Consider the following 16,424-nt stretch of genomic DNA (forward strand, 5'->3'; position numbering starts at 1 on the left):
GCTCTTTAGACGTTCTAGCTTTTCAGGAATGTCGTGAGCGCGGCGACAACGCCGCGATTGGCCTCTTCAGTGCCGACGGTCATGCGAAGCGCGTTGGGAAAGCCGTAACCTGAAACGCGCCGCAGAATATAGCCGCGCGCGCTCAGATAATCGTCAGCCGCCGCCGCGGAATGCTTCTGATCGTCGGGAAAATGAATGAGCAGGAAATTGCCGACGCTCGGCGTCACGCGCAGCCCAAGTCTGGTCATTTCGCCGCTCAGCCAGGTAAGCCAGGTCTCGTTATGCGCCACGCTACGCTCGACATGGGCACGGTCGCGGATCGCGGCGATGCCGGCCTCGATCGCTGTCGCATTGACGTTGAAGGGGCCGCGCACACGATTGATGGCGTCGACGATATGCAGGGGACCATACATCCAGCCGATGCGCGCGCCGCCGAGCCCGATCTTGGAGAAGGTGCGGGTCATCACCACGTTCTCGGCGCTGCCGGCCAGCTCGATGCCGGCTTCGTAGTCGTTGCGGCGGACATATTCGGCGTAGGCCGCGTCGAGCACCAGGAGCACGTTTCCCGGCAGTCCGGCATGAAGGCGGCGCACCTCCTGGAACGGCACATAGGTGCCGGTCGGGTTGTTGGGATTGGCCAGGAACACGATTTTCGTGCGCGGCGTGACGGCCGCCAGCATCGCGTCGATGTCGGCGCGCTCGTCGGTCTCCTTGACCACGACCGGGGTGGCACCTGCCGACTGGATGTAGATCTTGTAGACCATGAAGGCGTGTTCGGTGAACATAGCCTCGTCGCCGGGCGCGAGATAGGTCTGCGCCAACAGGCCGAGGATCTCGTCCGACCCGTTGGAGCAGATGATGTTTTGCGCGTTGAGGCCATGCACCTCGGCGATAGCCTCGCGCAACCGCTTGGCGCTGCCGTCGGGATAGATGTCGAGTTTGCCGGCGACCTCGCGCGCGGCCTCGATCGCCTTCGGCGAAGGCCCAAGCGGATTCTCGTTCGACGACAGCTTGTAGACCTTGGCCACACCGGCGGCCGCCGAGCTTTTGCCGGGCACATAGGCCTCTATGTCCATGATGCCCGCGCGCGGAGTTGGACGTGCCTGATCCGGTGTCTGGTTCATATCTTGCAAAATCCGTCGAAAACGCCTCCATCCGGAGGCCGCTGCGGAAATACAAGCCATGGCACGCAATGTCGAGAGGTGGCAGTGGTGCCAGCCGCCGCCATTGACGGCGAGGCAGGCGGGTTCTAGAAAGACGATTGACAGTTCCGTGGTGATTTGGCCGGTCGGCTTGCAGCCACGTTAAACAATTCGCTAAAGGGCCGTTTGCGTGACGTAACCGGCTTTGCGAAGGCAATGCCGGTTTTTTGTTGTCCGCGACCGGCCGGACGGACGCATCGGCGGCGGAGATCGGCAGCGATTTCCACGAGCGCACGGTGCAGCAAGAGAGACGTGATGGCCGCTCTGCGTGCAGGAAAGACCAACAACGAGGCCGACCAACCGTCGAGCCCGGTGTTACGTTTCGGACCCGACAAGCCGCTCAAGCTCGACGCCGGCACGCTGCTGTCGCCGTTCCAGATCGCCTACCAGACCTATGGCACGCTGAACGATGCCCGCTCCAATGCCATCCTCGTCTGCCACGCGCTGACGGGCGACCAGCATGTCGCCAGCACCAATCCGGTAACCGGCAAGCCCGGTTGGTGGGAAGTGCTGATCGGACCGGGCAGGATCATCGATACCAGCCGTTTCTTCGTCATCTGCTCCAATGTCATCGGCGGCTGCCTGGGTTCCACCGGCCCGGCCTCGACCAACCCGGCCACCGGTAAACCCTATGGCCTCGACCTGCCGGTCATCACCATCCGCGACATGGTGCGCGCGCAGCAGATGCTGATCGACCATTTCGGCATCGAGAAACTGTTCTGCGTGCTCGGCGGCTCGATGGGCGGCATGCAGGTTCTGGAATGGGCGTCGAGCTATCCCGAGCGCGTGTTCTCGGCGCTGCCGATCGCCACCGGGGCGCGCCATTCGTCACAGAACATCGCCTTCCACGAAGTCGGGCGGCAGGCTGTGATGGCCGATCCGGACTGGCATGGCGGCAAATATTTCGAACACGGCAAGCGCCCGGAGAAAGGGCTGGCGGTGGCGCGCATGGCCGCCCACATCACCTATCTGTCGGAAGCCGCCCTGCACCGCAAATTCGGCCGCAATTTGCAGGACCGCGAAGCGCTGACCTTCGGCTTCGATGCCGACTTCCAGATCGAGAGCTATCTGCGCCACCAGGGCATGACCTTCGTCGACCGCTTCGATGCCAACTCCTATCTCTACATGACGCGGTCGATGGATTATTTCGACCTCGCCGCCGACCATGGCGGCCGGCTGGCCGACGCCTTCGCCGGCACGAAAACCCGCTTTTGCCTGGTGTCCTTCACATCGGACTGGCTGTTCCCGACCGAAGAGAGCCGCTCCATCGTCCACGCACTCAACGCCGCTGGCGCCTCGGTATCCTTCGTCGAGATCGAGACCGATCGCGGCCACGACGCCTTCCTGCTCGACGAGCCGGAACTGTTTGCCGCCATCAACGGCTTCATCGGCTCGGCCGCGCGCGCCAGGGGGCTCAGCGCATGACCCCGAAAAGTTGCAGACGTTTCGGATCAAGGTCATGCGCCAAACAGGACGGCGAAGCCATGACCCCGAAAAGTTGCAGACGTTTCGGACCAAGGCCATGCGCCGTCCACGAGGCGAAGCCATGAGCGTCAACGGCAGCCAACGCGTCGACCTCGAGGTCGTCGCCAACCTCATCCCGCCGCAATCGCGTGTGCTCGACGTCGGCTCGGGCGACGGCTCATTGCTCGAATTGCTGCAGGACACCAAGCAGGTCGACGGTCGCGGACTCGAGCTGTCGCAGCGTGGCGTCAACGAATGCGTGGCGCGCGGTCTCAGTGTCATCCAGGGCGACGCCGACACCGATCTCGAATTCTATCCCGACAAGGGCTTTGACTTCGTTGTCCTGTCGCAGACCCTGCAGGCCACCCGCAACCCGAAGCTGGTGCTCGACGAGCTGCTCAGGATCGGCAACCGGGCAATCGTGTCTTTCCCCAATTTCGGTCACTGGCGGGTGCGCCTGTCGCTGTTCGTCAAGGGCCGCATGCCTGTGACCAGCGACCTGCCCTATTCCTGGTACGACACGCCCAACATCCACTTCTGCACGATCCGAGACTTCGTCAATTTGTGCGAAGAGCTTGGCGCGACAGTGGAGAAGGCGACCGCGCTCGACGCCAACGGCCAGAAGATCGGCCTGTCGATGCCATGGTGGTTCTGGAATTTCTTTGGCCAACAAGCAGTGTTCCTGCTGAAGCGATAATGAAATGCGCGACGCCCGCAGGCGCGACTGCCAATCCTTGAGGGTGGCCGCGCGCCTTTCAGCAGGTGCGAAAGTGTTGCAGTTGAAGCGCCATGAGCTGGAATTCATCATGCCTGGTCGGTCGAACGACGGCACGACGGGGTGACATGGCAGGTTGTTTTTTGTAGCGTCGCACCGAATCCGATGAGGCCCATCCAGGGGGAAGTCCGATCCATTTAGCCATCCCGATGATCAAAGGACCTGGCGCGAAGGGTGTTTACGCGCTGGAGGCGACCGACGTGATATGATCGGGAAGACCGAACAGGCGCCCCTCGTCACGGTGATCACGCCGACTCACAACCGGCGCGAAACGGTGCTCCGCGCCGTCGAAAGCGTGCTTTCCCAGAGCATGCCGCGATTTGAACATATCGTCGTCGACGATGGTTCGACGGACGGGACCGAGGCGGCGCTCGCCCGCATCCATGACCCCCGGCTGATCTATGTCGGCGCGAAGTGGCGCGGCGCCAATGCCGCCAGGAATGCCGGCATCGAGCTAGCCCGGGCGCCCGTGGTGACTTTTCTTGATTCGGACGATCTCTTCCTGCCGCACCGGCTCGAACGGACGCTGGCATGGTTCGACGACAATCCAGCGCTCGAAGTCCTGCTCTCCTCATATGTCTCGGTGAAGGGTGGCCGCGGCACCGCCTGCGTTAACCGCGGCGCTTTCCTGAACCCGCCAATGCTGGAGCGGGCGGTGGTCGCGCAGACGGCCTTCATAGCCGGATCGGCTATAACAGCCAGACGCGAGGCTTTGCTGGCCATCGGCGGCTATGACAGCGACATTCCCCGGATGCAGGACCGCGAGCTTCTGCTGCGCTTCGCACAGCGCTTCGGCGCGCAATTATCGGAAGATATCGACTGGACGAAGCACAATTCGCAGAATTCGATTTCAGGCCGCAGGGACGGCTATGTCGAAGCCTACGCGATCCTGATGAGTAAGCATCCGCACATCGCTCGCTCCTACCCCCATGTCCCTCCCTTTATGATCACGCGGCAGATCATCGCCGATATTCTCCGGGGGCGAATACCACAGGCATTTGCAGGATACATGGCCAACCGCTCGTCTGATGCGCTTGGTTATTCATTGCCGGAACTGATCAACGGTTATCTCCACGGCCGCCGCTGGCGGCGCGACCTCTACGACGAAGTTCGTGGCAAGTTTGGAATTCCACCGGCCTGACCGGCGACAGCTCAGCGATCGAGCACGGAGCGTTGCAGGGCGCATTCCTTCTCGTCCGGCAGCGAGATGCCGACCGCCAGGGCCTTGGCGGCCAGGCAACGGGCCGCAACGGGGGAAAAACTGCTACTTCCTGTGGTGGAGGCTTGCCGCGGCTGGCGGCGGCTCGATGGCACCCGCCCTGACGTGGGCAGGTTTCAGCGCGGGCGCGTCGGAATCCTTAACGATCGTCAGGGAACGCGGGAAGAACTGATTGTTGTGCTGGCCGCGCCCGATGTTGATGATCGCGGCGCCGGGCAGGCGCTTCTCCAGCAGCGACAGCACGCGCCGCAGCGAGGGTCCGTCGAACGCATCCATGGCTTCGTCGATGATCACCCATTTTGGCTGTCGCAAGGCGAGCCTGGCCACGCCAAGCAATCGCTGTTCGTCATCGCCCAACTCATGGTCCCAGCGTCCGACGCGGTCGAGCGACGACGACAGCCGTCCAAGACCGACCTCGGCAAGCACCGCTGAAATGTCGGCGTCGTTCGCCGGCGCATGCCCGTTCGGGTGATTGAGGACCTCGCGCAGCGTGCCGGCTGGCAAATAGGGCACACGCGGCACGAAGATGATGGTTTCCCCCGCCGGCAGGCCGATCCGCCCGCTGCCCCACGGCCACAGCCCGGCAATGGCGCGGAAGAACAGCGTCTTGCCGGCGCCCGGTTCACCGGTGATCATGACGCGCTCGCCGGCATGGATTTCGACATGCTGGTCGGCGAGCTTGGTGCATCCGTCCGGCGATGCCACCTGAAGCTTCTCGAACGTCAGGTTGCCATTGGCGTTGTCGGCGAATTCGATGCGCTTCTCCTTGTCGTGCAGCACATCGGTTTCATCGAGCGCGATGCGGAAGTCGGCGACACGCATCAGCGTGGCGCGCCAGTCGGCAATGCTGCCGATGTTGTTGATGAACCAACGCAGGGAGGAGTGGACCTGGTTGAAGGCCCCGACCGCCATCATCAGCCCGCCAAAGCTGATATCCCCCGAGAAATAGACCGGCGAGGCGACCAGGATCGGCGCCACGACCGTGATCCAGCCATAAGTATCGGTTACCCAGGACAGATTGATCTGGGCGGTGTAGATGCGCCGCATGGCGCCCAGCACCGTGCCGAGGTCGAGTTGCAGCCGTCGCTTGGCGTCATCCTCCCCACGGTACAGCGCGATGGCATCGACATTCTCGTTGACGCGCACCATCGAGGAGCGCAGCTCCGCTTCGCGCGTATAGCGGTCGCTGTTGAGGCTGATGAGCGGCCGCCCGACCAGCCAGCTCAGCCACGAGGCGGTACCGGCATAGAGGAATGCGGCCCAAACCATGTAGCCCGGTATCGCCAGCGACCAGCCGTTGACGTGGAAGACGAAGCCCGAAGACAGTTCCCACAGCACACCGACAAAGGACACGAGCAGGATGAACGACTGCAGCAGGCCGACACCAAGATCGGTCGACAGGTCCGAGAGATGCGCGGCATCCTGTTGCATGCGCTGGTCGGGATTGACGCCGATGGCGCCGGCATTGGCCAGCCGGAAGGCGCGCGCCGGCCGCATCCATTGGTCGATCAGGTCCAGCGTCAGCGCCTCGCGCAACTTCAGCCGGATCATCTGGTTGAGCCAGGTCTGGCCGATATTGAGCACCAGCAGTCCGCCGGCGATCATGGCAAAGACCATCAGCTGATGCAGGAAGGCCGCCATGTCGCGGCGCGCGAGGGCATTGTAGAAGGGCTGGTTCCAGCGGTTGAGCAAGACCTGGCCGATCGACGTCGCGATAATGACGCCCATGATGCCGAGCGACGTCCACAGCAACCACTTGCGAACCGGCGATCCGATCAGCGCCCGCTTGATCGTCGCCACCTGATCGCGCAGGCTGCTGGCGACGGCGACCGGCTGAATGGTGGCCTGATTGTCCAATTGATCAGCCATGGCCGAGGTCCTTGCGTTCAGTAGCGAAGCTGAAACCGGATGAAGGGAGCCGACGGCGGCAGCCCCTCAACCACTCCGCAAGCCCAGCACGACAGATAGGTCGGAAAGACGCGGCGCGATGCAAGTTTCCATCGCGATCACGAAGGTGTCACTTGCCGGGGCGATGCCACACCCCTTGCCTCGGCCCGCCGGCCGAGCCGTGTCGCGCCATGCGGCGACAGCACCGGCACGAAGACGCGGCGGGACGCACGCTGGGCCACCGGCACGCCTTGATAGAGCCGTTTCTGCGCTTCGACGACAATGACGCCGGAAAAGATCGGCCACAGCCTCCGGCCGGCGCGCTCCAGCACATTGTGGAAGCGCATCATGAAACGCCGCCGCGATGGCGGGAAGAACAGCGCATCCGACCAGGCGGCGGGCGTGAAATTCGCCTCACGCAGCAATTCGGTGAGCTGCCCGCGTGAGAAGGGCCGCCCATTGCCGAACGGCGTATGTTCGAAGCGCGCCCAGACACCGCGCCGGTTTGGCACGACGATGACGACGCGCCCGGCCGGCGACAGCACCCGCCAGATCTCGTTCAGCGTTTCACGCGGGTTTTCGACGTGTTCGAGCGAATGGACGAGCAGCATGCGGTCGATGCAGGAATCGACCAGTGGCAGTTCCTCGTCGAACACCAGGGCCGTCGCCGTTGGCCCGGCCGCCGGCCAGACCACGGCGCCCTGGGTCGCCGGCATGAAGGCGAAGACCCGCTCGGCGTCGGTGCCGAAGCGTTCCAGCCAGGGCAAGGTATAGCCCAGGCCGACCAGCCGCTCATTGGGCACCGCGGCCCATATCGACGACAGCGCCATGGTGATCGAGCGCTCGGCGAACCGGCCGAGCGTTGTCGAATAGAAGGAACGAAGGTCGACGATGTCGGAATGCATGTCAGGGATGTAGCCGTGATGTCAGCCGGATTCAACAAAAGGCCAAAGCGGCCGGCACGGCGGATGTCAATTTGACATCCCACGATAACATTCGCTTTGCTTGTCATCCGGGATGACATTCGCTTTCTCATCCGGGATGACATTCACGCAGCGGCGCCCTATGTCTGCGGCGGCAAATGGAGAAATGCGATGCCGGTCGAAATCGAACAGTTCATGTGCCGCACCGACAATTTCGGCGTGCTGGTGCATGACCCCGAAAGCGGCCAGACCGCGATTATCGACGCGCCCGAGGAAGCGCCGATCCTGGCCGCGATCAAGCGCACCGGCTGGACGCCGACGATGATCCTGACGACGCATCATCATATGGATCACGTCGAGGCCAATCTGGCGCTCAAGGAGCGCTTCAAGCTGCGCATCGTCGGCCCGGAGGCGGAAAAGGCCAAGATCCCCGGCATCGATGAAACCGTCGAAGAAGGCTCCGTCCTGCATCTCGGCCATGAGCGCATCGAAGTGATCGCCACGCCCGGGCATACCGCTGGCCATGTCTCCTACCATCTGCCGTTATCGAAAGTGGCGTTCACCGCGGATACGCTGTTTGCGCTGGGTTGTGGGCGGCTGTTCGAATGCAAGCCGCCGGTGATGTACGAATCGCTGAAGAAGCTCGCGGCTCTTCCCGCCGAGACGACAATCTATTGCGGCCACGAATACACGCTCGCCAATGCCCGTTTTGCACTGAGCGTCGACCCCACCAATTCGGCGTTGAAGGAGCGCGCTGCGCGGATCGAGGCGCTGCGGGTCGACAACAAGCCGACGCTGCCGACGACGATCGGCGAGGAACTGTCGACCAATCCCTTCCTGCGCTGGCACGATCCGGCAATCCGCAAGCATCTTGGCATGGAAAAGGCTGGGGATGCCGAGGTCTTCGCCGAGATCCGCAAGCGCAAGGACAATTTCTGATGCCAGCTTTCTGCCGATGACCAGTTCCGCGGAAATCATAGCAACACTCGCCCTGAACCCGCATCCGGAAGGCGGCTGGTACGCGGAAACCTTTCGCGACGAAGCCGGCGGTGCGCGCGGCCATTCGACCGCCATCTATTTCCTGCTGGAACAGCATCAGGTTTCGGCCTGGCATCGGGTCAGGGACGCCGCCGAGCTTTGGCACTTTTATGCCGGCGCGCCTCTGGCGCTGTCGATGTGGGAAGAAAGCGGCGCCATTATCGAGCAGGTGCTCGGCATCGAGCTCGCGGCGGGTGAACGGCCGCAGATCGCCGTGCCGGCGGGCTGGTGGCAATCGGCGCGCACACTGGGCGAATGGACGCTGGTCGGCTGCACGGTGGCGCCGGGTTTTGATTTCGCCGCCTTCGAACTGGCCGAGCCGGGCTGGCAGCCGAAGCCGATTTAGCCCAGCAGGAATCCCAGCGTGATCGCCAGTTGGGCGGCATAGTACAGAACCCACACGGTGAAACGCATCCAGGCGCGATGCGGCGAGACGGCCGACACTAAGAATTTCTCCATGGCGAGCAGCCCGTCCGATGCCATGAACAGCACGGCGCCACCGATCACCCAGACGTTGCTTGTCGTTAGCGCCGACATGCCCATCGCCAGGATCGCCACGACATAGACGGCAATCGGTATATGCAAGCCGGGACCAACGCGGGGCCAAAGCGCCGCCAGCATGACGATCGCGAACACCGCCATGGCCAGCGCGATCGCGCTGCGCCAGGGCTCGGCGCCAAGCAACTCCAATCCGGCACCGCTGCGCAGCAACAACGCGACATAGACGATGTGGGCGACGAGAAAACTGGCCAGTCCACCCAGAAAGGCTTTTTCGCCGTCGCGCGACAAGAAGGCATCGCCAATGGCGCTCAGCGCAAGGGCGGCGACCAGCAGCAGCGGCCCGCTTTGTATTGCGGCGAGTACGGCGAGCATCGCAACGGCAATTGTCTTTGCCGCCGAGCGGGCCAGCGTCGGCGGCATGCCAAGCGTGAAGGCATAGATCACCGCCGCCACCAGCGAAAAGATCAGCGTCGCATTGGCGTTGGCGTCGATGCCCCCAGCAAACGGCATCGTCATGCCCTGGCTTCGCCTTCGGATGCCCTGGCTCCGTCTTCGGATGCCCTGACTCCGCTCTCCGTGGCCGGCTTGCGCAGGAACAGCGATTTTGCCGCTAGCGCCGCGCCGCCGGTGATGAGCACACAGGCGGCCAGAATGCGCAGCGACGGTTCGGCGACGCCGGCCGCGATCAGCACCAGCGTCGACAGCAGCGGCGCCGCGTAGCTCGCGGCACCCAGCACCTGGATGTTGCCGCGCTTGACACCGATGTCCCAGGCATAGAAGGCCGCGCCCACCGGCATCAGGCCGAGCCCGAGCACGGCCAGCCACTGGCCGGCGCCGTCAGGCAGAACCGTTTGTTCCAGCGCCAGGTGGCAGACGAGCGACAGCACGGCGGTTGCCGCGCAGAACCAGGTGACGATGCTGGTCGGCACCGACGGGAAACGTCGAGACAGCAAGGAATAGGACGACCATAGCAGGGCGCAGACGGCGGCCATGGCGTAACCGAAGGCGTAGCGCGCATCGAAAGCCAGGCCGCCGCCCTTGGTGACGATCAGCACGGTGCCGGCAAGGCCGAGCAGCGCGCCGACGACATGGTTCCAGGCCAGCTTCTCGCCCGGCATCAGCGCCGAGCCCAGCACGATCAGCAACGGCCAGAGATAGGCAATCAGGCTCGCCTCGACCGCCGGCGCGTTGCGCAGCGCGGTGAAGTAGAAGAAGTGGTAGCCGAAGAGGCCGGCAATGCCGATCACCCAGACCTGAGGAGGGATCTTTTGGCTCCTGTCGGTGGCCGGCATGAACAGTCGCGCGACAAACCCTACGCCTGTGCCGATCGAGAAGGTGATGGCCGACAACAGGAATGGCGGCACCTTGCCGGACGCATCCGTCAGCAACGCCAGCAATGCCCACATGGCGACCGCCGAAAAGCCGATCAGTGTTGCGCGCCCCATTTTGTCTCCAGTGGCGCGCCCGTTCTGTCCCCGGTGGCGTGCCTTATTGTACCGCTTCGAACCGTCTGGCGCTGATGGTCAAGGTGCCGATCTGCGTTCCGACCGTGGCGTGGATCGGCGCATATACGCCGGTTTGGCCGAGCGGTGCAAACGTCACCATCATGCGGCTTTTGTTCTTGAGATAATTGAGCGCCTTGCGGCCCTTGCGATAACCCGCCACCGGCTCGAAACCCATCTGGCAGGTGACGGTGTCGCCCTTGTAGCCCGGCACCGAGATCGTTCCTTTCGAGGCGTAGGTCAGCGTCAGGTCGGCGCGCATCTCACCATCGTAGAACTTGACCTTGCGGCCACAGACCTGGTCGAGGCTGTCGGCATGGATGACGGTCGCCGCCATCGGATCGAGCACCGATGCCAGGTCGCCGGCGCCGAGCGGCACCCAGGCCTTGGGATCGCGCTTGCCCGGAGCGGGGATCACCCGCGTCGAGGTCACGTTGCCATTGCTAAAGCGAATGTCGATCGAAGACGCCTTCTTGCCGGAAGTGTAGTCGGCCCGAAACGCCTGCGGCACCATTTTCTGGCCCGAAATCGTGCCTTTTGACGAGATCGTGCCCCGCGTGTCGTCGAACAGCTTGGCCAGACCCGCCGCCGAGACACTGCCTTCGATCGCGTAGGCACCGTTCTCATAATGGCTGGAAAAGGTCGATCTGGCGATCGAGAGACCAAGGAACGACACCGTGTATTCGCCCTTGAACGACTGCGGCGAGGCAGCGGACGCAGCGGTCGGCAAGGCAATGACAAGCGCGGCAACAAGCGCGTGAGACGAACGAGGCATGGCGGGATCGGATCCTTGGTTTCGGCCGGAGGCGGGCGACTCCGGTCTGGCGTGTCCCTATGAGACCGCTTATACGGTGAAATCCGGCCTTAATATGAAAAGCCGGGCGCTTCCCTGCGGAAGCCGGAGCTTGACGACCCGGTGAAATGCAACTATGGAACGCCAACTTTTCCATAAGGCCGCCTGACCAGAACCGCGCGCCACCCGGCGCGGGTACAAAGGTTTGGCAGGCCCCGAGAGAACTGAAGGTTAGAACCATGTCCCGCACCTGCGAACTCACTGCCAAGGCAGTCCAGACCGGCAACAATGTGAGCCACGCCAACAACAAGACCAAGCGTCGCTTCCTGCCGAACCTCGTCAATGTGACGCTCATTTCGGAAGCGCTGAACCAGAATGTACGCCTGCGCATCTCGGCCAACGCGCTGCGTTCGGTCGAACATCGCGGCGGCCTCGACGCCTTCCTGGCCAAGGCCGACGTCAAGGAACTGTCGCAGCGCGCGCGTCTCTTGAAGAAGCAGATCGCCAAGAAGCTTGCCGAGCAGGTTGCTGCGTAACATCCAGATAAAGGCGGGGGACGACCGCCTGGCCAACCTCCTTGCTGGCCGCTGAGCATCGGATAGATCCGCAAGGTTCGACACTCCGATGCTCAAGTACCGAAGCGAGCGCTGCCTCGGCATGATGCTCCGCTGGTTCCATTACCCAGGATAAAAAAATGTCTTCTTTTTCGCGGTACCTGCCTTTCGTGGCTGCCATGGCGCTTGTCGTCGTGGCATCGAACGTCCTCGTGCAGTTTCCCATGCAAGGCCACATCGGTGGCCTGTCGCTCGCCGATGTTTTGACTTGGGGCGCTTTCACCTATCCCTTCTCTTTCCTGGTCACGGACCTCGCCAACCGCCGTTACGGGCCTGCCGTGGCGCGCCGGATCGTCTTTGTCGGCTTCATGACGGCGGTGGTCTGCTCGATCCTCGTCCCGCCCTTCCTGTTCCGCCATGGCCTGATCGAATTCGAGACATCAGCCGACCGGCTGGTGCGCATCGCGGCGGCTTCCGGAGCGGCGTTCCTGTCCGCGCAATTGCTCGATGTGACCGCGTTCAACCGTTTGCGCCGGCAGAGCTGGTGGCGGGCGCCGATCGTCGGCACGCTGGTCGGATCGGTGTTCGACACCCTCGTGTTCTTCGGCGTCGCCTTTTCAGCCGCCTTTGCCTTCGTCGGCCCAAGCGACGGTTTTGCGCTGGAGAGCGCCCCATTGATGGGCGTGTTTCATGTCGACGCCATGCGCTGGGTGTCCTGGGCGCTCGGCGACCTCAGCGTGAAACTGATCATCGCTGTCGTGGCTCTGATCCCTTACCGGCTGCTCGCCGCCCGCTGGAGCCAGCCGGCCGTTGCCGCGGCCTAGCCGTGATTCCCTGGATCCAGCTGGACTCCGCGAAAACGCCTGATGGCCGGCAGGAACTGCGGCTGAAACAGCGCGGTTCTGAATTCTCGATCATGCTTGGTACCAACGAGCTGATGAACAGCCGGCTGAGCGGCTCCGAGGAAGCGCTGGCAACACTGTCCTGCCAGCGGATTGCGGGTCATCGTCGGCCGAGAATCCTGATCGGCGGGCTCGGCATGGGTTTTACGCTGCGCGCTGCCCTCGCCGAATTGGGCGACAATGCCGAGATCGTCGTCGCGGAGCTGGTGCCGGCTGTCGTCGCCTGGGCGCGCGGCCCGATGGCCGAGATTTTTGCCGGCTCGCTCGATGATCCCCGCGTCACCATCCACGAAACCGATGTCGGTCAGCTCGTACGGTCCGCACCCATTGCCTGGGACGCGATCCTGCTCGACGTCGACAATGGCCCCGAAGGCATCGTCCACAAGGGCAATGACGCGCTCTACAGCGTGGCTGGCCTCGCCGCCGCACGCACCGCCCTAAGACCGGGTGGAGTCCTGGCCGTATGGTCGCAAGGGCCGGATGCCGGCTTCACGCGGCGGTTGAAACAGGCAGATTTCGCTGTCGAGGAAGTCAACACGCGCGCCAACGGCAAACGCGGTGCGCGCCATGTCATCTGGATCGCCACCAACAGCTCGCGGTCCTGACCAGAGCCGTCAGCAGCAGTGTTTGGATCTATCTGGACTTCTGGAGCCCCGCGCAACCCTTGGCTTGTCAGGGCAGGATTCTCGGAAATGGCCGACGCATAAAAACATCGCCAATGAGCGTCGCGAAGGGGCTGCCCCTCAATCCTGGTGCAGAATGAATTCCAGATAGAGATTGCGCTGCAGGATCGAGTGGTTGTCGTCGGAGATCAGCGACACCATCAACGCGCCGTCATCCCGGCTCCAGACATCGAGCCCTTCCATATTGTCGATCTGGTAGCCCATGTCGGCTTGCAGCAGCACCGGCCCGTCGGCGACCGCGCCCTTCTCGACGCTCTCTCCATAAATGCGCCGCAGCCGCATCTTGAGGCCCCCCGCCATCGTGAAACTGCGCTCCAGCAGCAAGAGGTCGCCATCCGGCAGGAAGGCGCCGTCGGTGATGTCGAAATCGTCGTTGCGCTTGACAGTGAAGACGCCCCTATGCGGGCCTTCGATAATGGCGGCGTAGATGTTGCCTGATTTGTCGAGGCTCTTCTCCGAGACCACGACCAGGCCGCCTTCATGCTGGCCATTGGCATTTGAATGGGTGACTGTCTCGAAGCCGCGGTTCTGCCGCAACTCCCACGCCGGCACCAGGAAATCCAGCTGCCTGAATGGCGCCTTCATGTTGTCCGGGTCGATCTTGAACTGGGAGACGCGGTGGTTGCGCTCGAAACCGACAGTGGCAATACCGTCCTTGACCGCGAGGCCTTCGGCGTCGACTTCCCATTTTTCGTCGATCGGCTGCCCGCTCTGGTTGGCCATCTGCTGCATGCGAAAATTCTGGATGCCGAGGGGGCGCCTGTCGGCGTCGCGGGCCACCGAGCCGAAGAACCAGTAACCGGTGTCGGCAACACCGATGAAATCGCTGCCGGCTTTCAGAAACCGAAAGGCCGACAACGCGCCGAAATCGCGCGATGGCGAGGTCATTTCCAGCCCACCGATGAATTCGAGCGGACCGAATTGCTTGTCGGCGCGGCCAATGTGGAATTCGGTGATCGGGCGTGCCGAGACGGCGACAGGTTCAACTGGAGCCGAGCCGGCCGAACCTGCCGGAGCCACACCGGCGAGCAGGACGATGGCGGCGAAAAGCGTTTGCCTAAACCCGCCTCGCGAAAAGATCATCCGGCGCGCCGCATGCCGCCGCGACGCGTATCCTTCGCGCTTTCCTCGGCAAACAGCGAAGCCAGCTGCTCGGTCATGGCGCCGGCCAGTTCCTCGGCATCGACGATGGTGACGGCGCGCCTGTAGTAGCGCGTGACGTCATGGCCTATGCCGATGGCCAGCAGCTCGACCGGTGAGCGCGTCTCGATCAATTCGATGACGGCGCGCAGATGCCGCTCGAGATAATTGCCCGGATTGACCGACAGCGTGGAATCGTCGACCGGCGCGCCGTCCGAGATCATCATCAGGATCTTGCGCTGTTCGGGCCGGGCAATCAGCCGGTTGTGCGCCCACAGCAGCGCCTCGCCGTCGATATTTTCCTTGAGCAGGCCTTCGCGCATCATCAGGCCAAGGTTGCGGCGTGCCCGCCGCCATGGATGATCGGCGGATTTGTAGATGATATGACGCAGGTCGTTGAGGCGGCCGGGGTTCGGCGGCTTGCCGTCCTTCAGCCACTTCTCGCGCGCCTGTCCGCCCTTCCAGGCCCGCGTGGTGAAGCCGAGGATCTCGACCGAGACGCCGCAGCGCTCCAGCGTGCGCGCCAGAATGTCGGCGCAGGTGGCGGCGACCGTGATCGGCCGGCCACGCATCGAGCCGGAATTGTCGAGCACCAGCGTCACCACCGTGTCGCGGAACTTGGTGTCGCGCTCCTGCTTGAACGACAACGGCTGCATCGGATCGATGACGACGCGCACCAGCCGCGCCGGGTCGAGATAGCCCTCTTCCAGGTCGAAATCCCAGGACCGGTTCTGCTGCGCCATCAGCCGGCGCTGCAGCCGGTTGGCGAGCCGTCCGACCACGCCCGACAGATTGGCAAGTTGCTTGTCGAGGAAGGCGCGCAGCCGGTCGAGTTCTTCCTCTTCGCAGAGCTCCTCCGCGCCGACCGTCTCGTCGAAAGCTGACGTGTAAACCTTGTAGTCGATTTCCTTCGGCAGATTGGTGAAGGGATTGTCGTTGCGCCTAGCCTCGCCGGGCGTCTCGGCATCGGCATCGTCATCATCGGACAAATCGTCGGCGGTGGCGTCGGAGGCTTCGGTCTCGGCCGCCTGCTCGTCGTCGGCCGATGCCTCGGCGTCCTCGGACTGGGACTGCTCGGAGCCGGAATCGTCTTCGCCGCCCTCCTCGCTCTGTTCCTCGCCTTGCGGCTGGTTGTCGTCATTGTCCTCGGAATCTTCGGTCTCCTGGTCGTCCCCGAGTTCCTCGGCCATTTCCATGGAGGCAAGCATCTCGCGCACGACGCGGGCGAAGGCCTGCTGGTCCTCGAGCTTTTCCGACAGGCCGTCGAGGTCGGCCTTGGCCTTCTCCTCGACCCAGGGCCGCCAGAGTTCAACCAACCGCTCGCCGCTCTTCGGCACCGGCCGGCCGGTCAGCTTTTCGCGCACCATCAGCGCCAGCGCCTCCTCGATGGGCGCGTCGGCCTTGTCCTTGACGTCGACGAGGTTGGCCTTGGTGTATTTGTCCTCCAGCATCGACCCGATATTGTCGGCGACGCCCTGCATGGCGCGGCTGCCGATCGCCTCGACGCGGGCCTGTTCGACCGCGTCGTAGATGGCACGGGCGGCCTTGCCTTCCGGCGCCAGTCTGCTGTGGATGCGCACATCATGGCAGGCGCGCTTCAACGCCATGGAATCGCCGAGCCCGCGGGTAATCGCGATGTCGGACTTCGATGCCTTCTTGGGCAATTCGGGCAGCCGCGCACGGCTGCCCGCCAGCGCCGGCCTGTCCTTGGCGAAGCCGACTTCCATTTCCTTGTCGCCGGCAATGGCGCGCATGCAGACGGTGACGGCGCGCTTGAAGCTGTCGGCTTCAGACCCCGTCTTGGACTTGTTGCGCGTATTGTCGCCCGGACCCGCCATCGA

16 protein-coding genes and 1 riboswitch are annotated in these 16,424 nt (G+C 63.5%); of the genes, 8 read left to right on the forward strand and 8 right to left on the reverse strand.

All coding sequences use genetic code 11. The annotated features are described in order from the left end of the window. Positions 1-14: 14 nt before the first annotated feature. Complete coding sequence (gene hisC, locus LB557_RS12200; protein ID WP_140874964.1) at positions 15-1,124, reverse strand: histidinol-phosphate transaminase; 1,110 nt, start codon at positions 1,122-1,124, stop codon at positions 15-17. A gap of 138 nt (positions 1,125-1,262) precedes the next feature. Further along, positions 1,263-1,340: riboswitch (SAM riboswitch) on the forward strand. 117 nt (positions 1,341-1,457) lie between these two features. On the opposite strand from hisC, the gene metX reads away from it, so the two are divergent. The 3 genes from metX (at position 1,458) to LB557_RS12215 (ending at position 4,582) form a co-directional block, all read left to right on the forward strand. Then, positions 1,458-2,627, forward strand: coding sequence for a homoserine O-acetyltransferase MetX (gene metX, locus LB557_RS12205; RefSeq protein ID WP_015315520.1), 1,170 nt, complete (start codon positions 1,458-1,460; stop codon positions 2,625-2,627). A gap of 121 nt (positions 2,628-2,748) precedes the next feature. Next, positions 2,749-3,363, forward strand: coding sequence for a methionine biosynthesis protein MetW (metW, locus tag LB557_RS12210; RefSeq protein WP_015315519.1), 615 nt, complete (start codon positions 2,749-2,751; stop codon positions 3,361-3,363). Positions 3,364-3,646: 283 nt separating this feature from the next. Next, the gene (locus LB557_RS12215; RefSeq protein ID WP_140616813.1) at positions 3,647-4,582 is read left to right on the forward strand and encodes a glycosyltransferase family 2 protein; all 936 of its coding nucleotides are present in this window, start codon (positions 3,647-3,649) and stop codon (positions 4,580-4,582) included. 123 nt (positions 4,583-4,705) lie between these two features. Here LB557_RS12215 and LB557_RS12220 read toward each other — a convergent pair whose 3' ends face one another. Next, the gene (locus tag LB557_RS12220; protein WP_224642114.1) at positions 4,706-6,529 is read right to left on the reverse strand and encodes an ABC transporter ATP-binding protein/permease; all 1,824 of its coding nucleotides are present in this window, start codon (positions 6,527-6,529) and stop codon (positions 4,706-4,708) included. A 137-nt stretch (positions 6,530-6,666) separates the two neighbouring features. Beyond that, positions 6,667-7,452 carry a class I SAM-dependent methyltransferase gene (locus LB557_RS12225; protein WP_015315516.1) on the reverse strand — a complete coding sequence of 262 codons (786 nt, stop codon included), beginning with the start codon at positions 7,450-7,452 and terminating at the stop codon, positions 6,667-6,669. A gap of 189 nt (positions 7,453-7,641) precedes the next feature. On the opposite strand from LB557_RS12225, the gene gloB reads away from it, so the two are divergent. After that, positions 7,642-8,409, forward strand: coding sequence for a hydroxyacylglutathione hydrolase (gene gloB, locus LB557_RS12230; protein ID WP_140720215.1), 768 nt, complete (start codon positions 7,642-7,644; stop codon positions 8,407-8,409). Between the two features lie 16 nt (positions 8,410-8,425). Continuing rightward, complete coding sequence (locus tag LB557_RS12235) at positions 8,426-8,854, forward strand: cupin domain-containing protein (protein WP_140720213.1); 429 nt, start codon at positions 8,426-8,428, stop codon at positions 8,852-8,854. Here LB557_RS12235 and LB557_RS12240 read toward each other — a convergent pair. Genes LB557_RS12240 through LB557_RS12250 form a run of 3 tightly spaced genes read right to left on the reverse strand, consistent with a single transcriptional unit; the run spans position 8,851 to position 11,286 of the window. Then, positions 8,851-9,525 (reverse strand): lysoplasmalogenase family protein, encoded by a 675-nt coding sequence (locus LB557_RS12240; RefSeq protein WP_224644068.1) that lies wholly within the window; start codon positions 9,523-9,525, stop codon positions 8,851-8,853. The genes LB557_RS12235 and LB557_RS12240 overlap by 4 nt on opposite strands. After that, complete coding sequence (locus LB557_RS12245) at positions 9,522-10,454, reverse strand: DMT family transporter (protein ID WP_140823981.1); 933 nt, start codon at positions 10,452-10,454, stop codon at positions 9,522-9,524. Before LB557_RS12245 ends, LB557_RS12240 begins: the two co-directional genes overlap by 4 nt. Positions 10,455-10,497: 43 nt before the next feature. Then, positions 10,498-11,286: a DUF3108 domain-containing protein gene (locus LB557_RS12250; RefSeq protein WP_015315511.1), complete on the reverse strand. Its 789-nt coding sequence runs from the start codon at positions 11,284-11,286 to the stop codon at positions 10,498-10,500. A 257-nt stretch (positions 11,287-11,543) separates the two neighbouring features. Between LB557_RS12250 and rpmB the strand changes: the two genes are divergently transcribed. The 3 genes from rpmB (at position 11,544) to LB557_RS12265 (ending at position 13,365) form a co-directional block, all read left to right on the forward strand. Next, a complete protein-coding gene (rpmB, locus tag LB557_RS12255; RefSeq protein WP_010911765.1) occupies positions 11,544-11,840 on the forward strand; it encodes a 50S ribosomal protein L28 in 297 nt (98 codons plus the stop codon). Between the two features lie 158 nt (positions 11,841-11,998). Further along, positions 11,999-12,682, forward strand: coding sequence for a queuosine precursor transporter (locus tag LB557_RS12260; protein WP_141906891.1), 684 nt, complete (start codon positions 11,999-12,001; stop codon positions 12,680-12,682). Between the two features lie 2 nt (positions 12,683-12,684). Then, positions 12,685-13,365, forward strand: coding sequence for a spermidine synthase (locus LB557_RS12265; RefSeq protein WP_141906890.1), 681 nt, complete (start codon positions 12,685-12,687; stop codon positions 13,363-13,365). Positions 13,366-13,503: 138 nt separating this feature from the next. Here the strand turns inward: LB557_RS12265 and LB557_RS12270 are convergent, their stop codons facing one another. Together LB557_RS12270 and cobT are read right to left on the reverse strand one after the other, a co-directional pair. Next, positions 13,504-14,526 carry an esterase-like activity of phytase family protein gene (locus LB557_RS12270; protein ID WP_224644069.1) on the reverse strand — a complete coding sequence of 341 codons (1,023 nt, stop codon included), beginning with the start codon at positions 14,524-14,526 and terminating at the stop codon, positions 13,504-13,506. After that, the gene (gene cobT, locus LB557_RS12275; protein ID WP_140616805.1) at positions 14,523-16,421 is read right to left on the reverse strand and encodes a cobaltochelatase subunit CobT; all 1,899 of its coding nucleotides are present in this window, start codon (positions 16,419-16,421) and stop codon (positions 14,523-14,525) included. The genes LB557_RS12270 and cobT overlap by 4 nt, the downstream gene beginning before the upstream one ends. Between the last annotated feature and the right edge of the window lie 3 nt (positions 16,422-16,424).

The sequence above is a fragment of the Mesorhizobium sp. BR115XR7A genome (assembly GCF_020165315.1).
Classification (GTDB): Bacteria; Pseudomonadota; Alphaproteobacteria; order Rhizobiales; family Rhizobiaceae; genus Mesorhizobium; species Mesorhizobium australicum.

Bases quoted from the DNA above. Each gene is read 5' to 3' on its own strand.
- hisC (WP_140874964.1), bottom strand. From the start codon at position 1,124: ATGAACCAGACACCGGATCAGGCACGTCCAACTCCGCGCGCGGGCATC.
- metX (WP_015315520.1), top strand. From the start codon at position 1,458: ATGGCCGCTCTGCGTGCAGGAAAGACCAACAACGAGGCCGACCAACCG.
- metW (WP_015315519.1), top strand. From the start codon at position 2,749: ATGAGCGTCAACGGCAGCCAACGCGTCGACCTCGAGGTCGTCGCCAAC.
- LB557_RS12215 (WP_140616813.1), top strand. From the start codon at position 3,647: ATGATCGGGAAGACCGAACAGGCGCCCCTCGTCACGGTGATCACGCCG.
- LB557_RS12220 (WP_224642114.1), bottom strand. From the start codon at position 6,529: ATGGCTGATCAATTGGACAATCAGGCCACCATTCAGCCGGTCGCCGTC.
- LB557_RS12225 (WP_015315516.1), bottom strand. From the start codon at position 7,452: ATGCATTCCGACATCGTCGACCTTCGTTCCTTCTATTCGACAACGCTC.
- gloB (WP_140720215.1), top strand. From the start codon at position 7,642: ATGCCGGTCGAAATCGAACAGTTCATGTGCCGCACCGACAATTTCGGC.
- LB557_RS12235 (WP_140720213.1), top strand. From the start codon at position 8,426: ATGACCAGTTCCGCGGAAATCATAGCAACACTCGCCCTGAACCCGCAT.
- LB557_RS12240 (WP_224644068.1), bottom strand. From the start codon at position 9,525: ATGACGATGCCGTTTGCTGGGGGCATCGACGCCAACGCCAATGCGACG.
- LB557_RS12245 (WP_140823981.1), bottom strand. From the start codon at position 10,454: ATGGGGCGCGCAACACTGATCGGCTTTTCGGCGGTCGCCATGTGGGCA.
- LB557_RS12250 (WP_015315511.1), bottom strand. From the start codon at position 11,286: ATGCCTCGTTCGTCTCACGCGCTTGTTGCCGCGCTTGTCATTGCCTTG.
- rpmB (WP_010911765.1), top strand. From the start codon at position 11,544: ATGTCCCGCACCTGCGAACTCACTGCCAAGGCAGTCCAGACCGGCAAC.
- LB557_RS12260 (WP_141906891.1), top strand. From the start codon at position 11,999: ATGTCTTCTTTTTCGCGGTACCTGCCTTTCGTGGCTGCCATGGCGCTT.
- LB557_RS12270 (WP_224644069.1), bottom strand. From the start codon at position 14,526: ATGATCTTTTCGCGAGGCGGGTTTAGGCAAACGCTTTTCGCCGCCATC.
- cobT (WP_140616805.1), bottom strand. From the start codon at position 16,421: ATGGCGGGTCCGGGCGACAATACGCGCAACAAGTCCAAGACGGGGTCT.